23 protein-coding genes are annotated in these 23586 nt (G+C 58.8%); 19 read left to right on the top strand and 4 right to left on the bottom strand.

Annotated elements, in window-relative coordinates; genetic code table 11:
* Position 1: 1 nt before the first annotated feature.
* The 10 genes from ACNFIA_RS28000 (at position 2) to ACNFIA_RS27955 (ending at position 8814) form a co-directional block, all read left to right on the top strand.
* The gene (locus tag ACNFIA_RS28000; RefSeq protein ID WP_065084853.1) at positions 2-595 is read left to right on the top strand and encodes a TerD family protein; all 594 of its coding nucleotides are present in this window, start codon (positions 2-4) and stop codon (positions 593-595) included.
* Positions 592-1791 carry a TerD family protein gene (locus tag ACNFIA_RS27995; RefSeq protein WP_416790264.1) on the top strand — a complete coding sequence of 400 codons (1200 nt, stop codon included), beginning with the start codon at positions 592-594 and terminating at the stop codon, positions 1789-1791. Before ACNFIA_RS28000 ends, ACNFIA_RS27995 begins: the two co-directional genes overlap by 4 nt.
* A gap of 50 nt (positions 1792-1841) precedes the next feature.
* Entirely contained in the window at positions 1842-2291 is a 450-nt protein-coding gene (locus tag ACNFIA_RS27990; protein WP_065084855.1) for a tellurite resistance TerB family protein, read from the top strand.
* An 11-nt stretch (positions 2292-2302) separates the two neighbouring features.
* Positions 2303-3337, top strand: coding sequence for a TerC/Alx family metal homeostasis membrane protein (locus tag ACNFIA_RS27985; protein ID WP_416790263.1), 1035 nt, complete (start codon positions 2303-2305; stop codon positions 3335-3337).
* Between the two features lie 28 nt (positions 3338-3365).
* The gene (locus tag ACNFIA_RS27980; RefSeq protein WP_065084857.1) at positions 3366-3941 is read left to right on the top strand and encodes a TerD family protein; all 576 of its coding nucleotides are present in this window, start codon (positions 3366-3368) and stop codon (positions 3939-3941) included.
* Between the two features lie 31 nt (positions 3942-3972).
* Positions 3973-4551, top strand: a complete 579-nt coding sequence (locus tag ACNFIA_RS27975; protein WP_065084858.1) for a TerD family protein — start codon at positions 3973-3975, stop codon at positions 4549-4551.
* Between the two features lie 60 nt (positions 4552-4611).
* Positions 4612-5670 (top strand): lysozyme inhibitor LprI family protein, encoded by a 1059-nt coding sequence (locus ACNFIA_RS27970; RefSeq protein WP_416790261.1) that lies wholly within the window; start codon positions 4612-4614, stop codon positions 5668-5670.
* 65 nt (positions 5671-5735) lie between these two features.
* Positions 5736-6929 carry a DUF4236 domain-containing protein gene (locus ACNFIA_RS27965; RefSeq protein WP_083196099.1) on the top strand — a complete coding sequence of 398 codons (1194 nt, stop codon included), beginning with the start codon at positions 5736-5738 and terminating at the stop codon, positions 6927-6929.
* Positions 6930-6940: 11 nt separating this feature from the next.
* On the top strand, positions 6941-7795 hold the full coding sequence (locus ACNFIA_RS27960) for an ankyrin repeat domain-containing protein (RefSeq protein ID WP_416790258.1): 855 nt from the start codon (positions 6941-6943) through the stop codon (positions 7793-7795).
* Between the two features lie 362 nt (positions 7796-8157).
* The gene (locus ACNFIA_RS27955; RefSeq protein WP_416790257.1) at positions 8158-8814 is read left to right on the top strand and encodes a hypothetical protein; all 657 of its coding nucleotides are present in this window, start codon (positions 8158-8160) and stop codon (positions 8812-8814) included.
* 52 nt (positions 8815-8866) lie between these two features.
* Here the strand turns inward: ACNFIA_RS27955 and ACNFIA_RS27950 are convergent, their stop codons facing one another.
* Positions 8867-10135 (bottom strand): VWA domain-containing protein, encoded by a 1269-nt coding sequence (locus ACNFIA_RS27950; protein ID WP_416790254.1) that lies wholly within the window; start codon positions 10133-10135, stop codon positions 8867-8869.
* Between the two features lie 404 nt (positions 10136-10539).
* Between ACNFIA_RS27950 and ACNFIA_RS27945 the strand changes: the two genes are divergently transcribed.
* The 6 genes from ACNFIA_RS27945 (at position 10540) to ACNFIA_RS27920 (ending at position 18519) form a co-directional block, all read left to right on the top strand.
* On the top strand, positions 10540-11808 hold the full coding sequence (locus ACNFIA_RS27945) for a hypothetical protein (RefSeq protein ID WP_416790252.1): 1269 nt from the start codon (positions 10540-10542) through the stop codon (positions 11806-11808).
* 25 nt (positions 11809-11833) lie between these two features.
* The gene (locus tag ACNFIA_RS27940) at positions 11834-12688 is read left to right on the top strand and encodes an SH3 domain-containing protein (protein ID WP_065084865.1); all 855 of its coding nucleotides are present in this window, start codon (positions 11834-11836) and stop codon (positions 12686-12688) included.
* Positions 12689-12696: 8 nt separating this feature from the next.
* Positions 12697-14619 (top strand): hypothetical protein, encoded by a 1923-nt coding sequence (locus tag ACNFIA_RS27935; RefSeq protein ID WP_416790251.1) that lies wholly within the window; start codon positions 12697-12699, stop codon positions 14617-14619.
* A 9-nt stretch (positions 14620-14628) separates the two neighbouring features.
* Complete coding sequence (locus tag ACNFIA_RS27930) at positions 14629-15840, top strand: hypothetical protein (RefSeq protein ID WP_416790250.1); 1212 nt, start codon at positions 14629-14631, stop codon at positions 15838-15840.
* Between the two features lie 323 nt (positions 15841-16163).
* Positions 16164-17249 carry a sugar diacid recognition domain-containing protein gene (locus ACNFIA_RS27925; RefSeq protein WP_416790249.1) on the top strand — a complete coding sequence of 362 codons (1086 nt, stop codon included), beginning with the start codon at positions 16164-16166 and terminating at the stop codon, positions 17247-17249.
* 130 nt (positions 17250-17379) lie between these two features.
* Positions 17380-18519, top strand: a complete 1140-nt coding sequence (locus ACNFIA_RS27920) for a glycerate kinase (protein ID WP_416790247.1) — start codon at positions 17380-17382, stop codon at positions 18517-18519.
* A 757-nt stretch (positions 18520-19276) separates the two neighbouring features.
* Here the strand turns inward: ACNFIA_RS27920 and ACNFIA_RS27915 are convergent.
* Complete coding sequence (locus ACNFIA_RS27915; protein WP_416790246.1) at positions 19277-19885, bottom strand: hypothetical protein; 609 nt, start codon at positions 19883-19885, stop codon at positions 19277-19279.
* A gap of 93 nt (positions 19886-19978) precedes the next feature.
* Between ACNFIA_RS27915 and ACNFIA_RS27910 the strand changes: the two genes are divergently transcribed.
* Complete coding sequence (locus ACNFIA_RS27910; RefSeq protein ID WP_065084873.1) at positions 19979-20326, top strand: hypothetical protein; 348 nt, start codon at positions 19979-19981, stop codon at positions 20324-20326.
* 58 nt (positions 20327-20384) lie between these two features.
* On the opposite strand, the gene ACNFIA_RS27905 is transcribed toward ACNFIA_RS27910, so the two are convergent.
* Both ACNFIA_RS27905 and ACNFIA_RS27900 read right to left on the bottom strand, forming a co-directional pair.
* Complete coding sequence (locus ACNFIA_RS27905) at positions 20385-20576, bottom strand: hypothetical protein (protein ID WP_065084874.1); 192 nt, start codon at positions 20574-20576, stop codon at positions 20385-20387.
* Between the two features lie 60 nt (positions 20577-20636).
* Positions 20637-21152, bottom strand: coding sequence for a hypothetical protein (locus ACNFIA_RS27900; RefSeq protein WP_065084875.1), 516 nt, complete (start codon positions 21150-21152; stop codon positions 20637-20639).
* A 259-nt stretch (positions 21153-21411) separates the two neighbouring features.
* Between ACNFIA_RS27900 and ACNFIA_RS27895 the strand changes: the two genes are divergently transcribed.
* Both ACNFIA_RS27895 and ACNFIA_RS27890 read left to right on the top strand, forming a co-directional pair.
* Positions 21412-22659: a TerD family protein gene (locus tag ACNFIA_RS27895; RefSeq protein ID WP_065084876.1), complete on the top strand. Its 1248-nt coding sequence runs from the start codon at positions 21412-21414 to the stop codon at positions 22657-22659.
* Between the two features lie 87 nt (positions 22660-22746).
* A complete protein-coding gene (locus tag ACNFIA_RS27890) occupies positions 22747-23307 on the top strand; it encodes an HNH endonuclease (protein ID WP_416790243.1) in 561 nt (186 codons plus the stop codon).
* Positions 23308-23586 lie beyond the last annotated feature (279 nt).

The following is a 23586-nucleotide window of genomic DNA, read 5'->3' as shown; positions in this document are numbered from 1 at the left end:
CATGGCACTCACCCTGAGCAAAAATCAGAGCATCTCTCTGGAGAAAGAGGCTGGTACTGGTCTGAGCAAAATCAGCATGGGCCTGGGCTGGGACCCCGAAAAAGCCAAGGGATTCCTGGCCAAACTGGTCGGTGGCGGCAATAACGAGATCGATCTCGATGCCTCCTGCATCATCCTGGACGGCAACTATGAGCCGCTCGATCTCGTCTGGTTCCGCCAACTGCAATCGCAGGATGGCTCGATCAAGCACTCCGGTGACAACCGTACTGGCGAAGGCGACGGCGACGACGAAACCATCTACGTCGACCTGCAGCGCCTTCCTTCTCAAGCTCAGCACCTAGTGTTCACGGTGAACTCCTTCACCGGCCAGAACTTCTCGAAGGTCGAGAATGCGTATTGCCGCATTCTGAACGAGGCGAACAACAAAGAAATCGTACGCTTCAACCTGTCCGAGAAAGGCAACCACACGGGCATCGTAATGGCCAGCCTGAGCAAGGGCGCCAACGGCTGGACCTTCAAGGCTATCGGTCAGACCACCAGTGGTCGCACCGTCGATGATCTCGTGAACCTGGCCGTTCAGGCGGTGCGTGCATGACCACTCTGGTTCCTGGCGGTAATGCGCCGGTAGCCACCGGCCAAGTGCGCGTCGACATCAACTACACCCCGATTCCGGGCGCTGATATCGACATTTCTGCATTCGCTCTCACTGCCACCGGCAAGGTGCGTGGCGACGGGGATATGTGCTTCTACGGCCAGCCGAATATTCTCGGCGGCGCAGTGCAGCAGAGCGGTAACTCTGCAGGAAACGCGTCCTTCACCCTCGACCTCAGCCGTATTGACCCGGCCGTTGAGAAGGTCGCGCTCACTGCAACGATCTACGAAAACAAGGCGTCGTTTGACCGCGTAAGCACGCTAGCTCTTGCGGTAACTGGCGGGATCGAAGCTCAAATCCCGACTCGCGGAATGAACGAAACCGCACTGATCCTCGGCGAGTTCTACCTGCGCCAAGGTGCCTGGAAGCTCCGTTGTGTCGGGCAGGGCTTCGCTGGTGGACTGGAACCTCTGGCCAAGCATTTCGGCGTCGACATTGCCGCACCTGCTCCTGTCCCGACTCCGGCTGCAGCACCCGCGTCTGTGCCTACTCCTCCCCCCGCGCCGGCTCCGGTACCACCGAAGTCCACCATCAGCCTGAGCAAGGTCACTCTCGATAAGAGTCGGTCCAGCATCAGCCTGGAAAAGCCTGCTGCAGGCTTCGGTGAAATCAAGGTGAACCTGAACTGGAATCAGGGGAATAACGGCGGCGTGCTCGGTGGCATCTTCGGCAAGAACAAGTCAGTTGACCTCGACGTCGGCTGCCTGTTCGAACTGCAGGACGGCTACAAGGGCGTCGTGCAGGCTCTAGGTGAAGCCTTCGGCGACCTGAATCACGAACCTTACATCCAGCTCATGGGCGACGACCGCACCGGCTCCGTAGCAGGTGGTGAGTGGCTTCACATCAACGGCCGGCAATGGGGTGAAATAAAACGCGTCCTGGTCTTCGCATACATCTACGAGGGCGCTCCGAACTGGAAGGCCACCGACGGTGTTGTGACGATCTTCATCCCCGGCCAACCCGAGATCGAAGTGCGCTTGAACGAAGAAGGCGGCCGCCAAGGTATGTGCGCCATTGCCATGCTTGAAAACGTGGGCGGCGCCGTTAAGGTCACCCGCCGTGTCGACTTCCACCGTGGGCACAAGGACATGGACATCGCCTACGGCTGGGGTATGCGCTGGACCGCCGGCTCCAAGTAATAAACATTACGGCGGGGCCCATAGCCCCGCCATTTGAGGGGAAAAACCGAATGCTCGAATGGCTGAAAACCAACGCGGCTAAAGCCCGCGAAACGCTGACCACCGAGGTCAGTAAGTTCAAAAATCGGACCTTCATGGAGGCTGTGGCCAACGGTTGCGCATTGATCTCCGCAGCCGATGGCGAGATCAAGTCCGAAGAGAAGATGAAGATGACTGGCTTCATCAATACCTCTCCGGAACTCAAGGTCTTCAACCTGACCGACGTCATCAAAGTCTTCTCCGATGCCTGCTCGAAGTTCGAGTTCGACTTCCAGATCGGCCAGGCCGAAGCCCTGAAAGCCATCAGCAAGATCAAAGGCAAGGACGGCGAAGCACGCCTGCTGGTTCGCGTCTGCTGCGCCATCGGCGCATCCGATGGCAACTTCGATGAAAAAGAAAAGGCAGCCTGCCGCCTGATCTGCCTGGAGCTGGGTCTGAACCCGGCCGATTTCGAACTCTAAGGTACAGAAACGTGGAATCGACTCACATTGGCTTCCCTCCGCTGACCATGGCGGTATTCGTCGGCCTGGCGCTCGCCGCCCTGCTGCTGGACATGGTCACCCACCGCGATGACAAGCCGATCACTCTGGCCCGCGCCTCGATCTGGTCGGTGTTCTGGGTGGCTATCTCCCTGGCGTTCGCCGGTTTTCTGTACGTCCAGCACGGTGCAGAAGTAGCCAGCTTGTTCGTCACCGGTTATGCCTTGGAGAAGGTGCTTTCTGTCGACAACTTGTTTGTGTTTATGGCCATCTTCGCTTGGTTTAAGGTCCCGGATGGGCTGCGTCACCGCGTGCTCTACTGGGGCATTATCGGTGCCATCGTCTTCCGCGGCGTCTTCGTGGCCATCGGTACCGGCCTGCTCGCATTCGGCCCCTGGGTCGAAATCATCTTCGCGCTCATCGTCGCCTGGACTGCCGTGATGATGCTGAAAGGCGGCGACGATGATGACGAGGAGGAGGACTATTCCCAGCACCTGGCGTATCGCTTCGCCAAGAAGCTGTTCCCAGTCTGGCCGAAGCTGTACGGGCACAACTTCTTCGTGAGCCGTAAAAAGCTTGAAGTAGAAATCCAGAAGACCGAAAACAAGGGCATGTCGTTGGCGGCCAAGGGCGGCATCTTCGCCACTCCGCTGTTCCTCTGCCTGGTCGTTGTTGAGGTGTCCGATGTACTGTTCGCCTTCGACTCTGTTCCGGCCGTCATCGCAGTCAGCCGGGAACCTCTGATCGTTTATTCGGCCATGCTGTTCGCCATCCTCGGCCTGCGTACCCTGTATTTCGTCCTCGAGGCACTTAAGCGCTACTTGGTGCACCTCGAGAAAGCGGTGGTCGTGCTGCTGTTCTTCATCGCCGCAAAACTCGGCCTGAACGCGACCGACCACCTGTTCCACCACGGCATCAGCATCTCGCCGAATACCAGCCTGATCATCGTGCTGGCGGTTCTGGCAGTCGGTATCGTGGCAAGCGTTCTCTTCCCCGAAAAGGAAGGAACGCCGGCAGAAAACCCGTAATCAGTAGCAACCAAAAGGAGCTTTACGCATGGCACTGTCTCTCCAAAAAGGCGGCAACCTTTCCCTGTCCAAGGAAGCCCCCGGCCTCACCAAGATTCTGGTTGGCCTGGGCTGGGACCCGCGCGCGACTGATGGCGCAGAATTCGACCTGGACGCAAGCGCATTCCTGCTGGGCGCGACCGGCAAGATCCGTAGCGAAGCCGACTTCATTTTCTACAACCAACTGAAAAGTGCTGACGGCTCCGTGGAGCACACCGGTGACAACCGTACCGGTGCCGGCGATGGTGACGACGAAGTGCTGAAAGTCGACCTGAGCCGTGTTCCGGCTGACGTCGACAAGATCGCCTTCACCGTCACCATCCACGACGCCGAAGGTCGCAAGCAGAACTTCGGCCAGGTCAGCAATTCGTTCATCCGCATCGTCAACGAAGCCAACGGCTCCGAGATCGTTCGCTACGATCTGGCCGAAGACGCTTCCACCGAAACTGCGATGATCTTCGCTGAGCTGTACCGCAACAACGGCGAGTGGAAGTTCCGCGCTGTTGGCCAGGGCTATGCCGGCGGTCTGCGCGCTGTAGCCAACGGCTACGGCATGAACTTCTAATCCACACCACTTCTGAACAAGGAATTTCACCATGGCAGTGTCTTTGACCAAAGGCAGCAACGTCAGCCTCTCCAAGGAAGCACCGGGCCTGAGCGAAGTTATCGTCGGCCTGGGCTGGGACCCGCGCGTAACTGACGGCACCGAGTTCGACCTCGATGCGTCCGTATTCGTCACCGGCGAGAGCGGCAAAGTGCTGAACGACGCCAGCTTCATCTTCTACAACAACAAGAAGAGCGCTGACGGTTCCATCGAGCACCTGGGCGACAACCGTTCCGGCCAGGGCGACGGCGATGACGAGCAGGTCAACGTCAAGCTCACCGGTCTGGCCGCTGACGTGAAGAAGCTGGTCTTCGCCGTCACCATCCACGATGCCGACGCCCGCAAGCAGTCCTTCGGCCAGGTTTCGAACGCCTACATCCGCGTTCTGAACAAGGCTGACGGCAAAGAAATCGCGCGCTACGACTTGTCCGAAGACGCCTCCACCGAAACTGCGATGATCTTCGGCGAACTGTACCGTCACAACGACGAATTCAAGTTCAAGGCGATCGGCCAAGGCTTCGCCGGCGGCCTGAAGCCTCTGGCAGAAGCTCACGGCGTGAGCATCGGCTAAGGCCTGCACGTTGAAAAGCCCCGGCTCCGGCTGGGGCTTTTTCACATCTGCAGCAAGGGAATGAACCGTTCCGACGACACGACCACGTATTCATGGAAGTCCAACATGCGCCGCATGATGAAGGGTATTGCTGTCCTTTCCGCTTGGATCGCAACAAGCATCTCCACCGCCGAAGCAACCAGCTTCGACTGTGCCAAGGCACAGAACTTCGCAGAATCGACCATCTGCTCATCACCCGCGCTGCGACGAGCCGATGAAGACGTAAACTCCGCGTATGTCAAAGCAGTCGACCGGCTGCCGGAAGAGCAAAAGGCGGAAGTCCGTCGGTCCCAAAAGTCGTGGTTGAAGCAGCGCAATGCCTGCACCACGACGACCTGTGTCTCGGTGGCCATGACCGAGCAACTTCGAACGCTTACCCATTGGGGAGCTGAACCAGTACCCGCGCAAGTGGTAAAACCCTCATCGCCCAGGCCTACAGCTGCGCAGCCGACTCCAAAGGCCAACTCCCCGGCCACAGCAGAAGAATTCGACATCAACCGCGGCACGCCCAGTGCTCCCAATCTTGGAGCCCAGGTGTCAACGGCTCTCACTAACGATCCGGCCGATCAGGGCACTACACATCCGAGTCAGGACATGAGGCCATTCAAGATTGGGCTGGTCGCAATGGTCGCTCTCTTGCTGGTGTGCATTTGGCTTCACTCGCGGGAGAACTTAGACATTTACACCGACTACACCGACGCCCTTTGGACCACTTTGACCCCTGTGCTGGCGCTTGGAACCTACTTCCTCGCCAGATGGCTGGAGCTATCGGAGGCAGTTGCAGGGTGGTCCGCGTTGGCCGTGTTTGCGCTCATGTCACTGCAGATTCTGATCCAGACCTACCGAAGCAACGGTTTTTCCCCGTACTTCATTCTCGCGCTCTACGCGAAGATTGCGCTGTTCACCCTTTTCATCTTCCTGATAGCGCTGCTGCTGCTCGGTGGAAACACCAAGGCTGATCGCCGTCGACGCCGAGGTTGGGCAATTGCCGCCGGCGCACTGTTCACATTCTTCACCGCTTGGATGTGTCGCAATCGCCGCTTCAGCCACATTGACGACTACCTCGCTGGCCGTGCATAGACGACACATGGACATAGGCCTGCACCTGGTCAGGCCCCAACTCCCAGAGAGTCTCGGAGGGAAACATGGGATTCCGATTCAGCAAACGGATCACGATCGTCCCTGGCGTTCGCTTGAACATCAGTGGATCTGGCATCAGCACGTCAGTCGGGCCACGCGGCCTGAGTCTCACGATGGGCAAGCGAGGCACTTACCTAAACGCTGGTCTGCCCGGTACAGGCCTTTCCTATCGGGAGCGCCTCGACCGTCCAAGCAGACGCTCCACAGCTCAACCCACTCCAGAAGCACCTGGCTATGACGGGCCCATCAAGGTAAAGGTCGATGATGATGGATCGCTGATCATCACCGACCTCGACGACAACGCCCTCCCTGACGCGATCGTAAAGCGGGTGAAGCAAGAAAAGGCCGAGGACATCCAGGATCTTTTGGAGACGGCCGCAACCAAAGTGAACCAGGCGCTTGAAGAGTGTCTGGGCGTCCACATGGATACCCCTCATCCGGGATCGCTGCCAGCGCTGCCGCCTCCCTTTGCTCAAGATGAACCGAGGCGACCTGTTGCAGACTCTCCGGGCCTCCTCGACAAGATGATGCTGCGCGGCCCCAAGATGGAACGGGAAGCCCAAGAGCGCGAGGCCCAGTATCAGCAGGATCTCGCTGAATGGAAGTCTGCCCGTGACGCTCACGAACAAGCCCGAGCGGAGATCGAGAAGGCAATCCGCCTGGCAGCAAAAGGGTTCAGCGCCCACATGGAGCGTGCTCTCGACTATGTGCTCTCTGGAATTGCCTGGCCGAAAGAGACCCTGGTCGAGTACCAGTTCTCTCACGACGTCACCGGCATTGCGGTGGACGTGGACCTCCCCGACGAAGGCGACGTGCCCTGCAGGACAGCTGAGGCAAAGGGCAACGGCAAACTGACGTTCAAAAACAGATCCGAAGCCCAAACGCGCCGGGACTTCGTGACGCTCTGCTACGGGACCATTTTCCGCGTAGTGGGAGAGGTCTTCGCCCTGCTTCCTGGCATTCAAAACTGCCTCGTGTCCGGCTACATCCAGCGAACCAGCGCAGCGACCGGCCGGGTCGAGGATCAGTACGTAATCTCGGCACTGGTATCCCGTGATCAGTGGGAAACCATAGACCATACCAGGCTGGCAATTGTCGATCCGGGGGCTGCTCTGACATCGTTCGGCGCAGTGGTAAAACTGGATCGCTCCTCCCGCTTCACTGAGATCGAACCCCTAGACATGGCGGCACTTGGTTGAGGAGTGTGCTGATGCGGAAATCTAAACTCGTCATGCCGGTTGCAGCCTCGGTATTTTGCCTCGCAGTCGGCTCTGCCAGGGCCACAGAACAACCCACCTGTGAGGTGATTGGTTCAGGGCCTCAGCAGGTGAAGCTGGTAACGGTCACCACCAACACAGGGACCATTGCGCTTAATGGGTCTGCCCGAGCTGCATCAGCGAGCCGCGGCTGGATCGATGGCAAGACACTCTATGAACCGCAGAAGCTCCTACAGCTCACTCAGGAGGGTCTGGAGCGATGTGGAGGTGACCCAGCCCCTACCGCAAGCGAAAGCCCCCAGGAGGTGCCGCAGAAGGCCGCTATCGCAGATGAAGGTTCTAGGACGGTTGAGGCGTTCAAGAAGGCGGCCGGTGCCGGCGATCTGGAAACCGTTCGCCAGTACATCGCATCCGGGTTTGATGTGAACATGAAGGACAAAGGGGTGCCGGCCCTTGGCATTCCTGGAAGTCCGGCGATCGACGCTGCAGCGGCCGCGGGCCAGTGCGATGTTCTGGACGTGCTGCTGGCCGCTGGCGCGAGCGCAGATCCTCGTTCGATCAAGTTCGGGTTTACCCCCTTGAGCCTGGCTGCTCAGAAAGGGGCAGGTGCATGCGTTAAGTCTCTCTTGGCGAAGAAGGTCCGGATCGACGTTCGTACCGAGCCAGGAGGCGACACTGCGTTGATCATGGCCGCTTACAACGGGCACCTGGATGTGGTGCAAATACTGGTAGAGAAAGGGGCCAGCCTGCAGGTGACGAACAAGGACGGCGATACGCCGCTGCGCGCCGCCCAGGCAATAGGGAGTGTCAGCGTGGCCAATTATCTACGGTCCAAAGGTGCTCACTAGAAGCGCGGATGGCCACTCAGGTTTTCAGTTGGGGATTAGTTTTGAAGCGTAATAGTGCCGGCATGTGGGCCGGAATCGTGGGTCTGTTCGTTGTAATCTCCCTCACGTCAGGCTGCCAGAGCAGGCAAGAATACCGGTCCTTCTGTTCACCCAGCACTCCAAGGCTGCAGTGCTCTGCAGACGACCAGAACTACAAGTGCAGTCAGGCCTCGGGACTGGTGAAGCTCTGCGAGACGTACGTGAGGAGACAAGTGGCGCGGAATTCTCCTGGCTCTGAACTGTTGAATTTGCCTCTGCAATACCAGAATCCGGGATATCAGCCTTGGTCGCTTGTATCTACCGGGCGCGATGGGCATACATACGTGGCATACATCGACGGAAGAACCACTCAGGGATTCATCAACTCGGTGTGGACCCTAAAGGCCATGGTTGAGAAACGTGTAGACGATTACCAGCAGGCGTCTGCCAGCTACCTGAATATCGTCAGCGAAGGCATGGAAACGTCCGACGAAAAGGTACGGAAGTCAATTTCGGATCTTGAGGCCCTTGGCCCCGCTCTCCAGGAGGCGCAGACGGTCGGGGATAGCATCCTTAAGGTCATCGATGTCCCCCCGCCCTTCGACTTCCGGACACAGGCTCTGCGGGTGGTGATCGAAACCGCCCCAACTGATATTTACCTGCGCCTAGCCGCAGAGTCCGCCATCCGGAGCCAAAGCCAGATGCGAGAACAGACCCCACAGCTGGTGCGTACATCAAAGGCCAGACTTAGCGACCTGCAGAAGATCGTGGCCGAGCCATACGCGCAGCAGTTCGCTGATCAGCTACAGCGTGCAGAGGCTGTCGGTAAGCAAGCAGTTCGCGAACGCGCCCGGGAATGGCGCAGGGCTGAGTCGGAGGGGAATGGGTATCGAAGCGGTATGGGTGGTGGATGCTCGTGTGCCGGCGGGAATGTCTGCTATGGCCCCCGCGGCGGCCGTTACTGCATCACTTCAGGTGGGAAGCAGCGATACGGGATCTGAGGATAGTGCCGGTGGCCCGATGGCGAAAAGGATCGCCATCGGGGTTTGCTGATCAGCTGATGATGCCCTTGGATTTGGCTTCCTTGAGCCAGCTCGGGAACTCTTCCATCAGCTTGTCGTAGAGCTTCTCCTCGGTGATCTCGTGCAGATCATCCAGGGCGAAGAAGCTGCAGTTGTCAACGACTCTGCCTCCCATGTCATCCAGCTTTTCAAGGATGCCGTAGCCGCGTCCGCCCAGACCTACGAAATTCCAGTGCAGAGGCAGCTTGGCTGCATCGGTCATTAGCTTGGTGATCTTGCGGTTCTCGTGCACCCCGCCATCACTGATGAAGAGCACGTACACAGGAGAGCGATCGCCGGACCTGGTGTAGAAATCGATTACGGCCTCCATCACCTTGGGCTCATCGTTCACGCGCGAACCGACGTCCCAGTCACGCCAACCGTAGTTGTCCGTGTTGATGAAGTTGTGGAAGTTGCTGAGGGTGATGTTGGATAGGCGCTGCGGCTTGGCCCCGAATGCCCAGCAGTCGATCGAACCGTCGTCATCGAAATGTACTGCCAGAGGCACTAGCCGGTTGACGACCTCCTGCACACGCCCCTTGGAATACTGGCCGTTCATGGAGCCGGAGGCGTCCAGCACCAGAGCAACGCGAGCCTTCACATTCGTGAGATTGGCTTTTTCAAGCGAGATCGTCGCCTTCTTCGCCAAGCTGATCAGCTGTGGTGCGGCCGCCTCGATTTTCTTTTCCAGTGAGATGGTCGCCTGAACCATCGAGGGGGCTGGAGCGGGCGCAGGCGCAGGGTCACTCACCTCTCCGCCGAAGTGCTTGACGAGGGCGGCAAGGCCTTCGTTGAACCCCTGCAGATTCGATGCAAGCCGCCACTGTCCGTCCTTACGGTAGATGTCCGCCAGCATGATCGCCTTCTCGCCGGCAAAGGTACTGCCGCTGAAAGAACACGTCGCAACTATCTGTCCAGAGGCATCCTTGATCGAGAAGGAGCTGGATTGGATCTCGCGCATCGACCCCGGGCCATCAATGGCGGCGGTGAACACCAGGCGATCAATGGAGGAGGGGAGTGTGCTGAGTTGCAGCGCAAACTCGCCCGGGGCGGTCTGCCGTACGCTGGAGCAGGGTGACGTCGGCTGGTTGTAAAAGGTCATGTAGCGGTCGTCGCTCAGATGCCCACGGGAATCCAGGCCGAAGCACGAAACGTCCACGGAGTTTGGGGACCCGATTTGGAGCTGTACCGACACCGACAGGGCATGACCCTGGATGAGGTTCGACAACGGCATTCGTTGTCCTTGGGTGATCTGCTGCATCTAAGGCTTCCTTGATTGAACGAACGCGCACCAGGTGCTGGCCGAGATATTAGCGCGGCCGGTCGCAAGTGGCGCACCAAACTGAAGGGGAGCGCTCGCAGCCCCTAACCGCGCTTTCGTAAATGCCAAGGGGGGTGCTCCAGCAAAGTGCGCGAAAGCCCCCTTTCGAACGCTCAAAAAAGCCAGTGAAAGCACACCGGGAAATCGTGGGTGTGTCTTCACTTGAAGATCAGAACCCCATCGTTAGGCTTGGAGAATGTCGGGAGGTCGCAGATTTTCTGGCGTCAATTATTGGTAGCAAGCTTTCGAACAAGCAGGCAAAATGCCACTAGCAAGATAGTGGCCTCCTCCTGGATCGAAGGTTTTTTGGCTGCTGGTTCCGATTTCTGACAAGGACCCGTTGGATGCTTCTCGTTGCTCTCGTTGTTCTCAACGCGATCTGTCTGATCTGCGGCCTCATTTTCAACGCCGAACTCCTGAATCTGGCCGGCGCCGATGTCCCCCTCAAGCAGCTCCAATCCCTAGAGATTTACAGCCAGATCCTGGCCGCGGTGAGCGTTTGTCTGTTCGGCTGGCGGGTATGCATTTGGGCGCACCGCCGGTGGGGCGGCACGCAGTACATTGCCTGGTCAATCGTCGCAAGCACCTTGCTTGTAGGCCCGATCACATGGGTGGTTCAGGGCGAAGCTCCCGACCTGATTGCTGAGAAATTCCCGTCGACCCTTCGGGTATACAGCCTGTACGCCTACGTCACGAAAAAGGGCCTGCTCTACGACTCTCTGCAAATCCCCGGCGTCCCCTACAGCACATACAGAAATGCGGGTGAAGGCAAAGCATTCCTCGCCAATATCGGCGTCCTGATGAGTTTGCAGGGCTCCTATGTGGAGCAGATTGATCGCAACTTCCAAGGCTTCGCGGCGGTGGTGTTCCGCGGTTACACGCGCAGGAATGCGGATTCGCTGTACGAGCGCCTCCAGGAAGAGGTGGTCCCAGTCACAGAAGACGTAATCAGGGAGTACGCAAAGCTGGAGGCGTTCCGAGCTACCCGCGTTCCTGGCTACGAGTGGAAACCCATCGCATGGCCCAAGCCCAATGACGCGTTGGGATACAAACCAACCGTCCGTGATCTTGCCCTATCGATCAAACCCGGCCTGCGATCCAGAGAAAGAATCTCCAATACCCCAGAAGTCCGCTACATGGCGAAGGAAGCGCTAGGCCCTCTCTACGTGAAGGATATGGACGTTCTCGCCAGCCGAGCTCAGTTCGACAGATATCTGCCGGGCATCGCCGCCAACATGGCCTTTGATGTCGCCCACACCGATATCCAGGGTGAGCAAGGCATCACCGTCCTGAAGCACATGTGGTTCGTTCCCTGGTCGCTGATAAGCGGGCTGTTCATGGGTGCGCTCAACATCGTAGGGCTGGTGATTTCCGCAGCTGAACGCGGCGGGCTGGTGCAAGGGCGCCGCCGCATGGTTCGAGCCACAGCTGTCCTCCTCATCATCGCGGTTCCCCTGTTCTCGGGGAACGCAATCATCAAGTCGGACGGGTACCGGACGGCATTCAGAAGTATCGAGAAAGGCCCAACGATCATGGCCGGCATCTTCCATTGGGCGATGTCAGCTGAGGCCATTCTCTACAACCTGACCAAACCTCTGCTGAAAGCAGAGTAATACCACCACACGGGAGTGATCCATCGTGCGTAAGAAGTTCGTCGCATCGATTCTGGCAGTAGCCATCGCAGCCTCAGCTACAGGCTGTGCCGAAATGGGCATCAACAAGGAGCAGGCCGGCACCATCATTGGCGGCCTGGCTGGTGCAGCCGTCGGCGCAACCATGGGCAAAGGCAATGGCAAAATTGCTGCGACGCTGATCGCTGCCGGCATCGGCGGGTACATCGGCAACCGCATCGGCAACATGCTGGATGAAAGGGATCAGCAAGCACTCGCTTTGCGTACCCAGGAAGTATTGAGCCAGCCTGTCACCGCTTCAGCTCAGCCGGTAACCTGGGCCTCCGACCACTCCGGTGCCACCGCACAGATCACTCCCGGCAAGGAGTTCACCCAGACCAAGCCCGTTGAGGTGAAGCGCGCACCGAAGATCCAGGCCGTGCCCAGCATGAAGCTGATCAACGAACAGTACGTCAGCACGGCTAGCCTGAATGTCCGCGCCGCACCCAATCAGAAAGCCGACAAGGTCGGTGGTCTTCCCACCAATACCGAATTCACCGCCGTCGGCTCCACCGGCGACTGGATTCTGGTTGGCCGTAAAGGCGTGACCGTTGGTTACGTTCACAAAGACTACGTCCAACCAAAGTCTCAGGTTGTGGCGAAGGCCAGTTCCCCCGCCGTGAACCTGGACGAAATGAACGTCTCCGCGAACAAGGAAACCAAGGCGTTCGATCTGGACTCCATCCAGTCCCTACCGACCGAGCAAGTCGCGGTCGAGACCTCGTGCCGCCCGGTGACCGTGAGCCTCAAATCGGATAAGGGCCAGTCCGAGCAGCAGAACACCTTCTGCAAACAAGCGAACGGCACCTGGGAACTGATCTAAGGACAACCATGAAAAAGCGCGCAATCGCGCTGGCAGTGATCAGTGCTTGCGGCGGCCTCGCGTCGCAACAAGCACTTGCCCACGAGCTGGCCTACTCGAAGAAAGACAACATCAAAGTTGAAGTACCGGGAGACGCAAGCAACTGGTGCAAGCCCGATCTGGAAATGACCATCAGTCGTCCTGCCTGGGATAACAAGGAGCTGTTGGCCGGCTTGGTCTCCAAGCTGCCGTTCGTACTCGGCAAAGACTGCCCGACGGCAAAGGTGACCTGGAAAGCTGTTGATGCCAGCGGCAATCTGTATGCCAGCGGCTCGGGTACTGCATCCAACCTGGGTCTTGTGACTCTCGCCGTTGGTCATACAGATCCAGCACCGTCTCCCGTCCAGGCGCCGAGTTCAGCACCTGCTACTCCGGTGGCTGCGCCAACTCCGTCACCGGCACCCGAAACAGCCCCAGCTCCCACCGTTGCCGCAGAAACTGTTCAAACGCCGGCACAACCGGCAGCACTGCCGGCTGTTACCTCCGCGCCGGCGCAACCTTCGCCTGCTCCGGCAACCAAGGCCGAAGCACGTATGCCCAGCCAGCCTGCAGTCGCTGAAACCAAGGCAGAAACTCCGGCCGCACCTGCCCCGGCACCTGCCGCCCCCACAGCAGTATCTGCATCTCCGACTTCCGACTTTGGTCGTGCGATCGTGGTTGGTCATCCCCAATTGGTCGAGGTCGCAGACGACGCCGGCTGCAAATGGGTGATGAGCAAGAATGCAGTAGAGGGTGAAGTTGGCCTGGCGTTCGGCTCGGCCCCGGCCATGCCTTGCCCTGCCTCGGGATTCGCTCAGGGCTCCTTCGACAAGCTGACATGGAAGATCCCAGGAAGTTACCGTGGCGATTCGTGGCAGAAGATCTTCGTCCATCCAAGCGGTCTGATGTTCAACAAGGGACTGGAAGAGGCCGTGAAAGGCAAAGCACTCTCATTCCTGAGTGTGAACGCCGATCAGGCGCTGTTTTTGGTCGGCGAAGTCCCTGACCGGCAGATGAAGGTCTATCTGGCATTCCAACGTGGCAGTTACCGCGTCCTCGGGCCGTTCAATAGCGAGCCTTACTACGTTGTGACGACCCCTGATGAGTCGTTTGCCCTTGATGCCGTGGAGTACAAAAAAGCGGCGACAGAGGTCTTCCAACTGATCAAGGCGACCTCGCCCTCGACCGTGGAGGTGCAGAACTTCTACGTGGCGAAGACCCTCAGCGATCTGTACCCGGCATCCGGCTGGGGTGATGACAAGGGCAAGATTGTTCGCAGTCGCCTCGGGGAGAATCGCGGTCAGTTCTACTTCGACGTCAAGGAAGGCTCCAACTGGGCCATGCAGCGCGAACAGCAACGCCTGCGTGAAGAGCGTCGCCGCCAGGAACAAATGGCCGAACTCCATACCCGAGTTCTGGCCCGCTACGAGCAGCTCAAGGCAGGCATGAAGGACTACGAAGGCCGGGAAACCGAAGCCCTCGCGAAAATGGCAGGCATCCAAGTTAGCTTTGGCTCGCCGCTGGCGCTACAGGACCCGAACTCCTCCAAGCGTACCGACCTGATGATGGTCCACGTCACTGGCAAGTCCGGCGACTTCTACGACATCGATTTCCCTGCCAAAGGCCGCCTGATCTCGAATCAGGAGTTCGAGAAGGAGTGGTACGTGGTGCCGGTTGCGAACGTCACGCCCTTCCTGCCATTCGACGACGGCCGCGCCATCCCAACCTTCCGTGGCAACCTGCCGTTTGCTCCCGAGGCGTGCAAGCAGGACCACTGCGCGGACAAGGTTTCCTTCGGCGCGGTTCTGGCCCGTGAATTCGGTGCCGATTCCGGTATTGATTTCAGTTGGACCCCGGAATCATCGCAGTCCTTCATCCAGGCCTGGAAGAACGCTTCCGCCCAGATTCAATAAGGCATCACCATGACTAAATCGATGAACAAGAAGCACATCCTGATCGCTTCCATCGCAGCGGCGGTGGTGGTGGTCGGCGGCGTGACCGCAATGATCTCCAGCTCGGGCAAGAAGTCTGCGCTGAGCTACTACGACAGCTTCAAGGAGCGGTACTTCCTCCAGGATGTGCTCTCTGAGGGGGATGTCTCGTACTCGGTCTTCTCCGGCAACCTGACCGTCAAGAACCCCGAAATTCGTCTTGCTGCCGCCCAAACCAACGGAGCTGAGCAGTTCCTGCAAGGCCTGCGCGGGCTCTTCGAGTCGGCAAGCGGCCGTTCAAGCGATGAAGGCATGCTGGGATGGGCCAAATACCAGGTTACCTCCACTGCCGGCCGCAACGCCGGCGGCATCTACATGAAGGCTGACGAGCTGAAGATAAGCCACTCCGGCGACAGCAAAGACGGCGAGATCCACGTCCAATTGCTGGGAATGGAGATGGCCAACCCCTTCATCTCGCGTAAAGGCGCCGAAGTTGTTCTGGTTGGTGACCTGACCGCTGACAACGAATGGGAAGCAGCTGACAGTGCGAGCAGCGAGGTGAAGCTGCCCTATTCCTGGGGCACCAACATGGCCGTGCGCAGCCCGGTTACCGGGGCGTTCATCGTGGGGGCAACCGGGGACTTCGGCACCAAGGTCGATCTCGACTTCACCATCAAACGCTCAGACGACGGTGAGGGCTCCATGAAGTTCGTGGTGACCCATCGGAACGACGGCAGCGAGGTTGGCCAGATCGTCCGCCAGGCTGATTTTGCCTCGCTCCCCGAGCTTGACGACGTACAGGACCTGCTGAAGAACGCACTGAGCAGCTTCGTTGTGTCTGCGTATAGCAACTCCACAGGCCTCTCCGTCCTCGCCGACGCAGCCAGCGGGTTTGCGCGGAAAGCCAAGGCGGAGAACTACTCGGTGACCTACAAGGGCTTCAGCCCGCTGAAGGATGCCTTCGGCGCATTCCAGGCCAAGGCAGCCAAAGCCAAGTTCGATGCATTCTGCCAAGAGGTTGGTCTGTCCACCTGGCAGAGCGACTTCGGTGCCAAGGCGAAAGGGCACAGCGATAGCGAATGCGCAATCGCTCAGAAGCTCGTCGACGACGGCAAGTTCGAGGAGGAATACAAGTTCAGTGAAGGCAAAACCCTGTTCGCCTCGATCTTCGTGAGCCGCTCGTACGAAATCGATACGAACTGATCCACCTGCTGCAGCCCGGAGTCCCGGGCTGCTTTCAGGCCCTAGCAGCTAGTGGCCTCCTCTACAGTGCCTCTGGTGCTTCCGACGGAGCGGTTAAGCACCTGAAGAACGGCTGGACAGGCTCTTGGGTTACGACTTTGCGCATCCATCTCGAATGGGTGGCAGAGGAGAAGAGAATCGTCATCGGCCATTGCGGCCGTCACCTGCCGGGACCGGAATTTCGTGAGCGCTCGATCATCCGGGGGCTGGTGAAAATCGCTCTAGGGGGTGGTGACAACCCTCACCCTCGGTACACTGGCCCGAAACTCCAGTGGGCTAACCCCATGTTCGATCTTGACCATCAACTTGCACAGGAAATAGCTGACCGGGCGATGAGCGTCCTGAGATGCAACGTGAACGTGATGGACAGCCAAGGCCTGATCATCGGCACGGGGGAGGCTGAGCGGCTCTACACGCGCCATGAGGGCGCGCAGCTGGTGTTGGCAAATAGCCGGGCCGTTGAGATCGACAGTGCAGCTGCTAGCTCGCTCAGGGGCGTGCAGGAAGGGGTGAACCTACCTCTCTGCCTGGATGACCAGGTAATTGGCGTCATCGGCGTTTCTGGAGCGCCTGATGACGTCAGGGTCCATGCCGAGCTGGTCAAGATGACCGCAGAGATGCTGGTCGCACAGCGGAGCGATCAGAAGCACCGGATCTGGATTCAGGAGAGGAGGGAGGGTGTGCTTGCCAGCCTCCTTCTCAAAGGCCGCCCATCCCTGCGGGTACTGGCGGAGGCACATCGGCTGGGTTTGAAACCGGACCTCGCCCGCACCGCCGTAATTTTCGATTTGAGTGCACCGGATGAGCTTGAGCAGACGAAGCAATGGCTCAACAGGCAGGGGCATGACACCTGGTGCGTCAGCCTGCACGAGACCAGCCTTGTGTGGTGCACTCCGCGCCCGGTTCAGCCCGCCCTATTGGAGCAGCTGGACACCGCCGGCAGAAAGACCGCCAGGATCATGGTTGGAAATCCCACGATCGAGGCACGACACCTTCACAAGGAGGTGCTGCAGCTCTCCGATCTCGCTGCCTACGCCCAGGAGAAGCTGCCTGGCGATCGGTGGCTTCAGTTGACCGCTCACAGAATTCCGGTCGCGGCATGGAGATTCCGTTCAGAAGCCGGGTTCAGAGAGCTGGCCAAGCCATACGAGGCTCTGCAGAACGATGAATCCAACAACCAGCTGAGCAAAACCCTGCAAGCGTGGTTCGACCACGGCGGCGACGTCCAGGCCTGTGCGGATGCCCTAAATATCCACCGGAACACGCTCCGGTACCGACTGCAGCGCGTCTCGGAGATCACCGGCATCGATCTTTCCTCCCCGAAAGGAGCGGCAGAACTGTACCTCAGCATGACCCTGGCCAAGGTGTAGGGTATTCCAACTCCTTTGTGCAAACGCACAAAAGCACCTCTCCATTTTCGTACTTCCCACATACTCGACTTCGACTTTCAGCGGAAGAATCTCCCCAACAAGAAAGGGCATGTAGCCCAAGGAGACCCGCATGAAAGTCGTGATCGCGCCTGATTCCTTCAAAGAGAGCCTGTCGGCGGAACTGGTTGCCGAAGCCATCGCCGCCGGCGTCCGTGACGCCATCCCTGATGCAGAAATCGTCTGCGTTCCAATGGCCGATGGCGGTGAGGGCACGGTCGACGCGGTACTGGCAGCTACTGGCGGAGAACGCCGGACCAACACGGTCCGTGGTCCGCTCGGGGCCGAAGTCAGTGCTACTTGGGGCTGGCTGCAGGAAACCAAGACCGCAGTGATTGAGATGGCCGCGGCGAGCGGTCTTCATCTGGTGCCCGCGGCCCAGCGAGATGCAACTAGTGCCTCAACCTACGGCACCGGCCAGCTGGTTCTGCAGGCCCTGGACGCAGGGGCGCAGCGAATCATCATGGGCTTCGGCGGTAGCGCAACCAACGATGGCGGTACCGGAATGCTGCGAGCGCTTGGTGCCAGATTCCTGAGCGCCTCCGGAGAGGAGATCGAGGAGGGTGGCCTGGCGCTGCAATCGTTGGGGCAGATCGATCTGAGCCCGATGGACAAAAGGCTACACAAAATCCGCTTTGATGTTGCCTGCGATGTCGACAACCCCCTGACAGGCCCCAAGGGTGCATCCCACGTCTTCGGCCCCCAGAAAGGTGCCTCTCCAGACCAGGTCCTACTGCTGGACAAGGCATTGGGTGCCTATGCCGATCTGACTGCTGAATTACTCGGGAAGGACGTACGTGATTTTCCGGGCGCTGGCGCTGCAGGTGGCATCGGGTTCGCGGCACGAGCGTTCCTGAGCGCAGAGTTCCTCCCAGGCGTGCAGCTGGTTGCGGACCTTTCCGGGTTAAGTCAGGCCGTTCAAGGAGCAGACTTGGTGATCACGGGGGAGGGCAAGCTCGACGAGCAGACGCTGCATGGGAAAACGCCGGCCGGTGTGGCCGCCGTGGCATCTGCCGCCGGCGTGCCCACTGTGGCGATCGCCGGGACACTCGGGAAGGGTTACCAGCGACTGCGAGAGGTTGGTATCGCCGCGGCCTTCTCCATCACCTCTGGCCCAATGACGCTTGAGGACGCATGTGCGGGGGCGGCAGAGCTTCTCAGGGAGCGGGCATCCGATGTTATGCAGGTCTGGGGTATCGCTGCGCGGGGATAATCCCGCGCCTCACCACTGGGCAGGTAGTGCTCATGCCGGCCCTATCCCCCTTGTTGGGATGCTTCCCGAAGTATCTCGAGGAAAACATCATGCCCGCTGCGTCCCTGGAGCTTACGGGCAGTCCTGTACCACCATGGCGAGGCAGGGTGGGGAGTGTGGTCAACGACCCGGCCAGCAACCCTGAGTGACGTGATGAGTTCCTGCGAAGCGGCAGCATTCCAGGCAAGCTTGGTGCAGAACAAAATTGCGTGAGGCTGAAAGACCTGAGCAACTTCCTCCAGTACCTGTGCGCTCACCATTCGGTGCAGGTCCGAAACGCGGATCGACTTACCGGTTACCTCAGCGGGCCTCTGGAAGTAGTTCATGTAGGCCAATCTGGAGAAGGGAGCAGCACCGTTCGAGAACCCGGCTTCGGCGAGGGAAACCGAAAGGCGGCGGAAGATGGTCTTGGATTTGCCCTTCCAGTTGGTCTCCAAGCCTTTCGCAACGACCCCACGGGTTAGCATCCACGCGACAGAGTTATCCGCCGGCAGATAGACCCCGCGTACCAGGCCTCTGGGTCATGGTGATAGGTCACTTCCTCCAGAAGGTAATGGCTCTCCCCAAGGATCAGCAGTTTCAGTGGGGACGCGCGGTACCCGCTTCCAACCCACGGCAACAGGTTCGGGTAGCGGCTGTAGTGCTCCACCTGGAGAAGAAGGTCATCGAAATGGGAGTCGTGCATCAGGCCCAGCAATCCTAAGTTAGCATTGAGAAGTTAGGTTTCATCGAGGTGTATCTGCTCAGCGAGAAGGGCTCGCGCCTCTCGGAGGACGGAGACTCTCGACTCCCACTCCACCTGCTCGATCATCTGACGACGTTCGTAGTGCAGATCCAGCTGCACTTTCAGATTGAGCTGCAATTGCTTCCGCTGCTCTGGTGTCAGGGTCAACACCTCAGTGAGGAAGCTCCACCCAAAATCAGGGGAAATACCGGACTTGGTGTAAAAAAGCTCAACCAGGTACCGGATCTCCCCAAAGCCGCCCAAGCGGAGGCTGAGGTCAAACTCTGTGAGAAAGAGGTCTTCGTCGAAGTCACATTTCTCAGTGATGCCCAGTCTGTAGGTGCGGTACCGGTCATCTCTGGCTGCTCCGTGATACCTGTGCCAGGACATGTTGGGTACCTGGAAAGATGTCGGCTCAGATGAAGCCCATGACGCAGAGGGCATCTTTGCGCCGCGGACGAGATGCTGAACGCCTGCCTCCAATTCGTCCTCTGTGAAGGCTGCGTCAGGAATGTCGTGGTCATCAAAATCCATCATGAGCAGACCGAGAGTGGGAAAATGGACAGCCGAGATTATTGAAGCTGAGCCGATGTTCCAGGGCACCACTGATCCGTTCCGATGATGGCAACTCAACCCCAATGTGCCACCTGAATGATAACCTTGGAGGCACCAACATTCATCATCAAGGAACGATCAATGAAGAAGCTGATTCTGGCCCTGGCACTGTCTACTCTCGGATCGAGCATGGCTTTTGCCGCAAGCAATATCGGTCAGTGCGTGTACCCCAAGAACACCGTCGGGCCTGACGGCAACCTGCAGTTCAAACAGCAGATCGTCATCCTCAGCCAGCCAGATGGCGAAGGCACTAATTCCTTACTGAAGACCTTCAGTTCGTTCACGGTTGGGGCAGAGGCGAACGGGTACATCCAGCTGGTTACGACGCCAGATTACGATTTGCCTGAACCTGATCAGGCGGCAGGCAAGATCTTCGGATGGGCGAAGCTCAAAGACTTCGACTCTGTCCCGCCGCGGAACTGCAATTAAACCGCCAACGCCAGCGATTCGGGATGGAAGCCATCGGTAGTCCGCGGGCTTCCTCTGATCAGCTCACGAACTCAACCGCGGCGTCATACAGCTGTTTCGCGTCGAGCACCGCCTCGTGGCAGGCGGCATCCATCGCCGCGTGACAGCCCGGATTAATCTCTCCACGGGCAACTCGCGATTCCACAATCTTGGCGGCGATTTGGCTGATACGGCTTTTGCGGTGGTCCAGTGCATGTGCTGCAGCGCTCATAGGTGTGACCTGAAAGGTGGTGAGGCTTCGACCATAGCTCCTGGATGCACGTGCCAGAACCTATGCGGCAGCGGCTGGAACATCAATGGCTTGCTGAATGACCCGTTGGGTAAGGTAAGTCCAGCCAAGAGGGTCCTGGAGCGTAGCGAAGTAGCCGACCAGCCTTCCCTCACGATCCCAGCATAACCTGACGAGGTCTCCGGCTTCATTTTCCATCCCATCAAGAGCGAGGCAGGGCAGGGTATCGCTGATCTCCAGCATCCACGCCAGGCCCGAGGACAGAGCATCGTCAGGGGATTGGTGAAGCTGTAGGTCCATCCCGTGGGCCATATCACCAGCGATCTGCACGCAGTGAAGATCAACACGTCCTGCAGATTCCCCGACCCGGATGAAATAGGCCACCAGGTCTTCGCCGCGCCATGCAGACATCATGCTCCCAAGCTGAGGGAAGACGTGGCTGTGTACGTGGGTGGTGCCATGAACTCGGCCAACTTCACTCAACCAATCCAAGCCCGTGGCGCTGAGGTGGCCGACGTCGTTCCCTTGCATGTGGAACACAGCTTGGTGGTGCTTCATGGACCGTTCTCCGTGGACTTCGAGCCTGATCTGAATTTCCAGGAAATTCGGTGGGTTCATGATTGAAGCCGGGAATGATAACGGGCGGTAGCGCATCACCCGGCCGAAACACCTGGTCTGGAATCCCTGGCCCCAACAGACGTAAATTCGCCGAATCGGCCGTTACACTTCAGCCACGAGATTCAGATTCCATCGGCATCCGAATCTTTCCAGAACAGGCGCAGGACGCCTCTGTATAAACCCAAGGAAATGGCAAGACATGACGCAACAACTCAAACCCGGCGAAAACACTGCACTCACTCATACCCAGGGTAAGGTAGAGGTCACCCACAAGGACGGGGACGGCCTTGATGTGAATCTCACAGCTTTCCTTGTGACTGAAGCTGGAAAAGTCCAGAACGACGAAGGGATGGTCTTCTTCAATGCACCGGTGCACCCATCCTCTGCTGCATCGTTCATCGAACCTGCAAGGGATTCTGGGCAGGTGAAGCATGCGATCAGCTTCGACCTGAACTGTCTGCCAACCGGTGTCACTAAGATCGCAATCACCCTGACACAAGACGGGCCCGTGGGCGGCTTTGCAGCAGTCCGTGATCTACGGGCACGCGTGATCGCTGGAGATCAGGTACTGGACCTTATCCCAGGTGCTTTCGATCAGGAAACCGGCATCATCGTGCTTGAGCTCTATGTGCGGGGCGGACAGGCGAAAGCGCGCTCGGTTTGGCAGGGATTCGCTTCTGGCCTCGCCGGGCTATGCGGTATGTACGGAGTTGAAGTAGATGATGCTCCTCCTCCGGCCGCGGCCCAGCCGCCGGCCTCTCCCGTCAAACTGACGAAGACCGTAATCACCCTTGAGAAGCCTGGTGCGACGCACAAGGTGTCTCTTGAGAAAGGCCCGTCTGCGCCGAAAGCAATCAAGGTCTCCGCAACCTGGATCGACAACGGTGACGGCCGCGACAACGACGACCTAGATCTACGCATTGGCATCCTTCGTCCAGACGGGCGCATGTCCATCATCCAGGCCCCCGACAAGAGCGGGGCTTTCGCTTCTGACCCCTATGTGCTGCACACCGGCGACGTTGTAAGCGCGAGTGCATCGGCTCCGGGGATCGAGACAGTCGAAATCAACCCAGCCATCTCCAAGCTCATGGGCGGGAAGGTGGCGCTGGTTTGCAGCGTCTACTCGGCCGTCGACAACGGAGCTGTTTCCATCTCCTCTCTGAAACCACGTATGAGAATGGAGTACGGCGACCAGGTCGTGGAGTGTGCCTTCGAATTCAAGAAGGGTGGGTTCTTCAGCAGCCTGGTTTACACCTACGTGCTGGGTACTGTGGTCGTTGACGGGGACGAGATCACCATCAGCCCAAGCGGAGCAACCTCCCGCTCTGGGAGTGAAGCCACTCCCTGGCTCAGTTGGAAGGGGGGGCAGTTGGATCTGACTATGGATGGCCCCCACGTCTTCAAGGGACGTCCACTGGACCGGAAGGGCAGTAAGCAGTACGTCTAAGACCGGAAAGTCCTGAGCGCTCCGGCTACACGGTGTGCTCAGGTGCTGCTCGGCGTATTTCCAGTAAGTGATGCAGCAGGGTAAACCATGGCCAAACACAGCCCCTCGATTGCGAGGAACCAGATCCGTCGCTCCTTGATGGCCATCATCGATCCATACCCCACAGCCGATGAACTTGCGATGCTTTGGAAGCACTTCAGCAACCGCTGCGCCTACTGCGATGTCGAGGTGAGCAAGGAAGCTCGTGACGGGCAGGTCGACCACATCATCTCTGCGGCCTTGGGAGGCAAGAACGGCGTGCACAACCACGTCTTGGCGTGTGGTCGGTGCAACGGAGACGAGAAGCGAGAACTGGACTGGCTGACGTTCCTCGAACAGAAGATCCCGGATCAAGCCGTCCGTGATCAGCGCCAGCAGAAGATCATTGCCTGGATCGGCGACGGCGCCGACCAAAGCAAACTGAGTGAGGTACAGGAGGAGCAGGTTGCCGAGATCATCAAGCAGGCTCTGCAGGCCTTCGACGTAGCAGTAACCGCAATGCGGGAGTTACGCGATCAGAGAAAGGTCAACTCTGCATCACCAGAGAGTAACCCCGGTGACAAACAGCCAGGCGCCGAGCGAGACCCCAAATACGAGACCGGCACCTAGGCAACAAAACAATACGATCAGCGTCTCCGAATTCAAGCCTGGTACTTCTCCCCAGAAGCTGGCAGGCCGTTTGGCCGGCGCGTGCCGAATCGGTACTACCTTCGAATCCCGTCCGGCAGTGGGCCTCGCGGCTGGCTCGCGTGCAGGCTTGGCTCTAGATGACGCGGCTTGCTCGGCAAGGGTCCGATTGTCGTCGAGTTGGGATTGGCGGTACTTGGGTACCGCGGAGGATTTCTTCATCGTCAGACATGAGATTCACGGGGCACAGAAGGCTAACAT

It is taken from the genome of Pseudomonas sp. NY15437, assembly GCF_048068435.1.
Classification (GTDB): Bacteria; Pseudomonadota; Gammaproteobacteria; order Pseudomonadales; family Pseudomonadaceae; genus Pseudomonas; species Pseudomonas nitroreducens_B.
The sequence above is the reverse complement of the archived record's forward strand: the minus strand, read 5'-3'. Positions and strand labels throughout refer to the sequence as shown.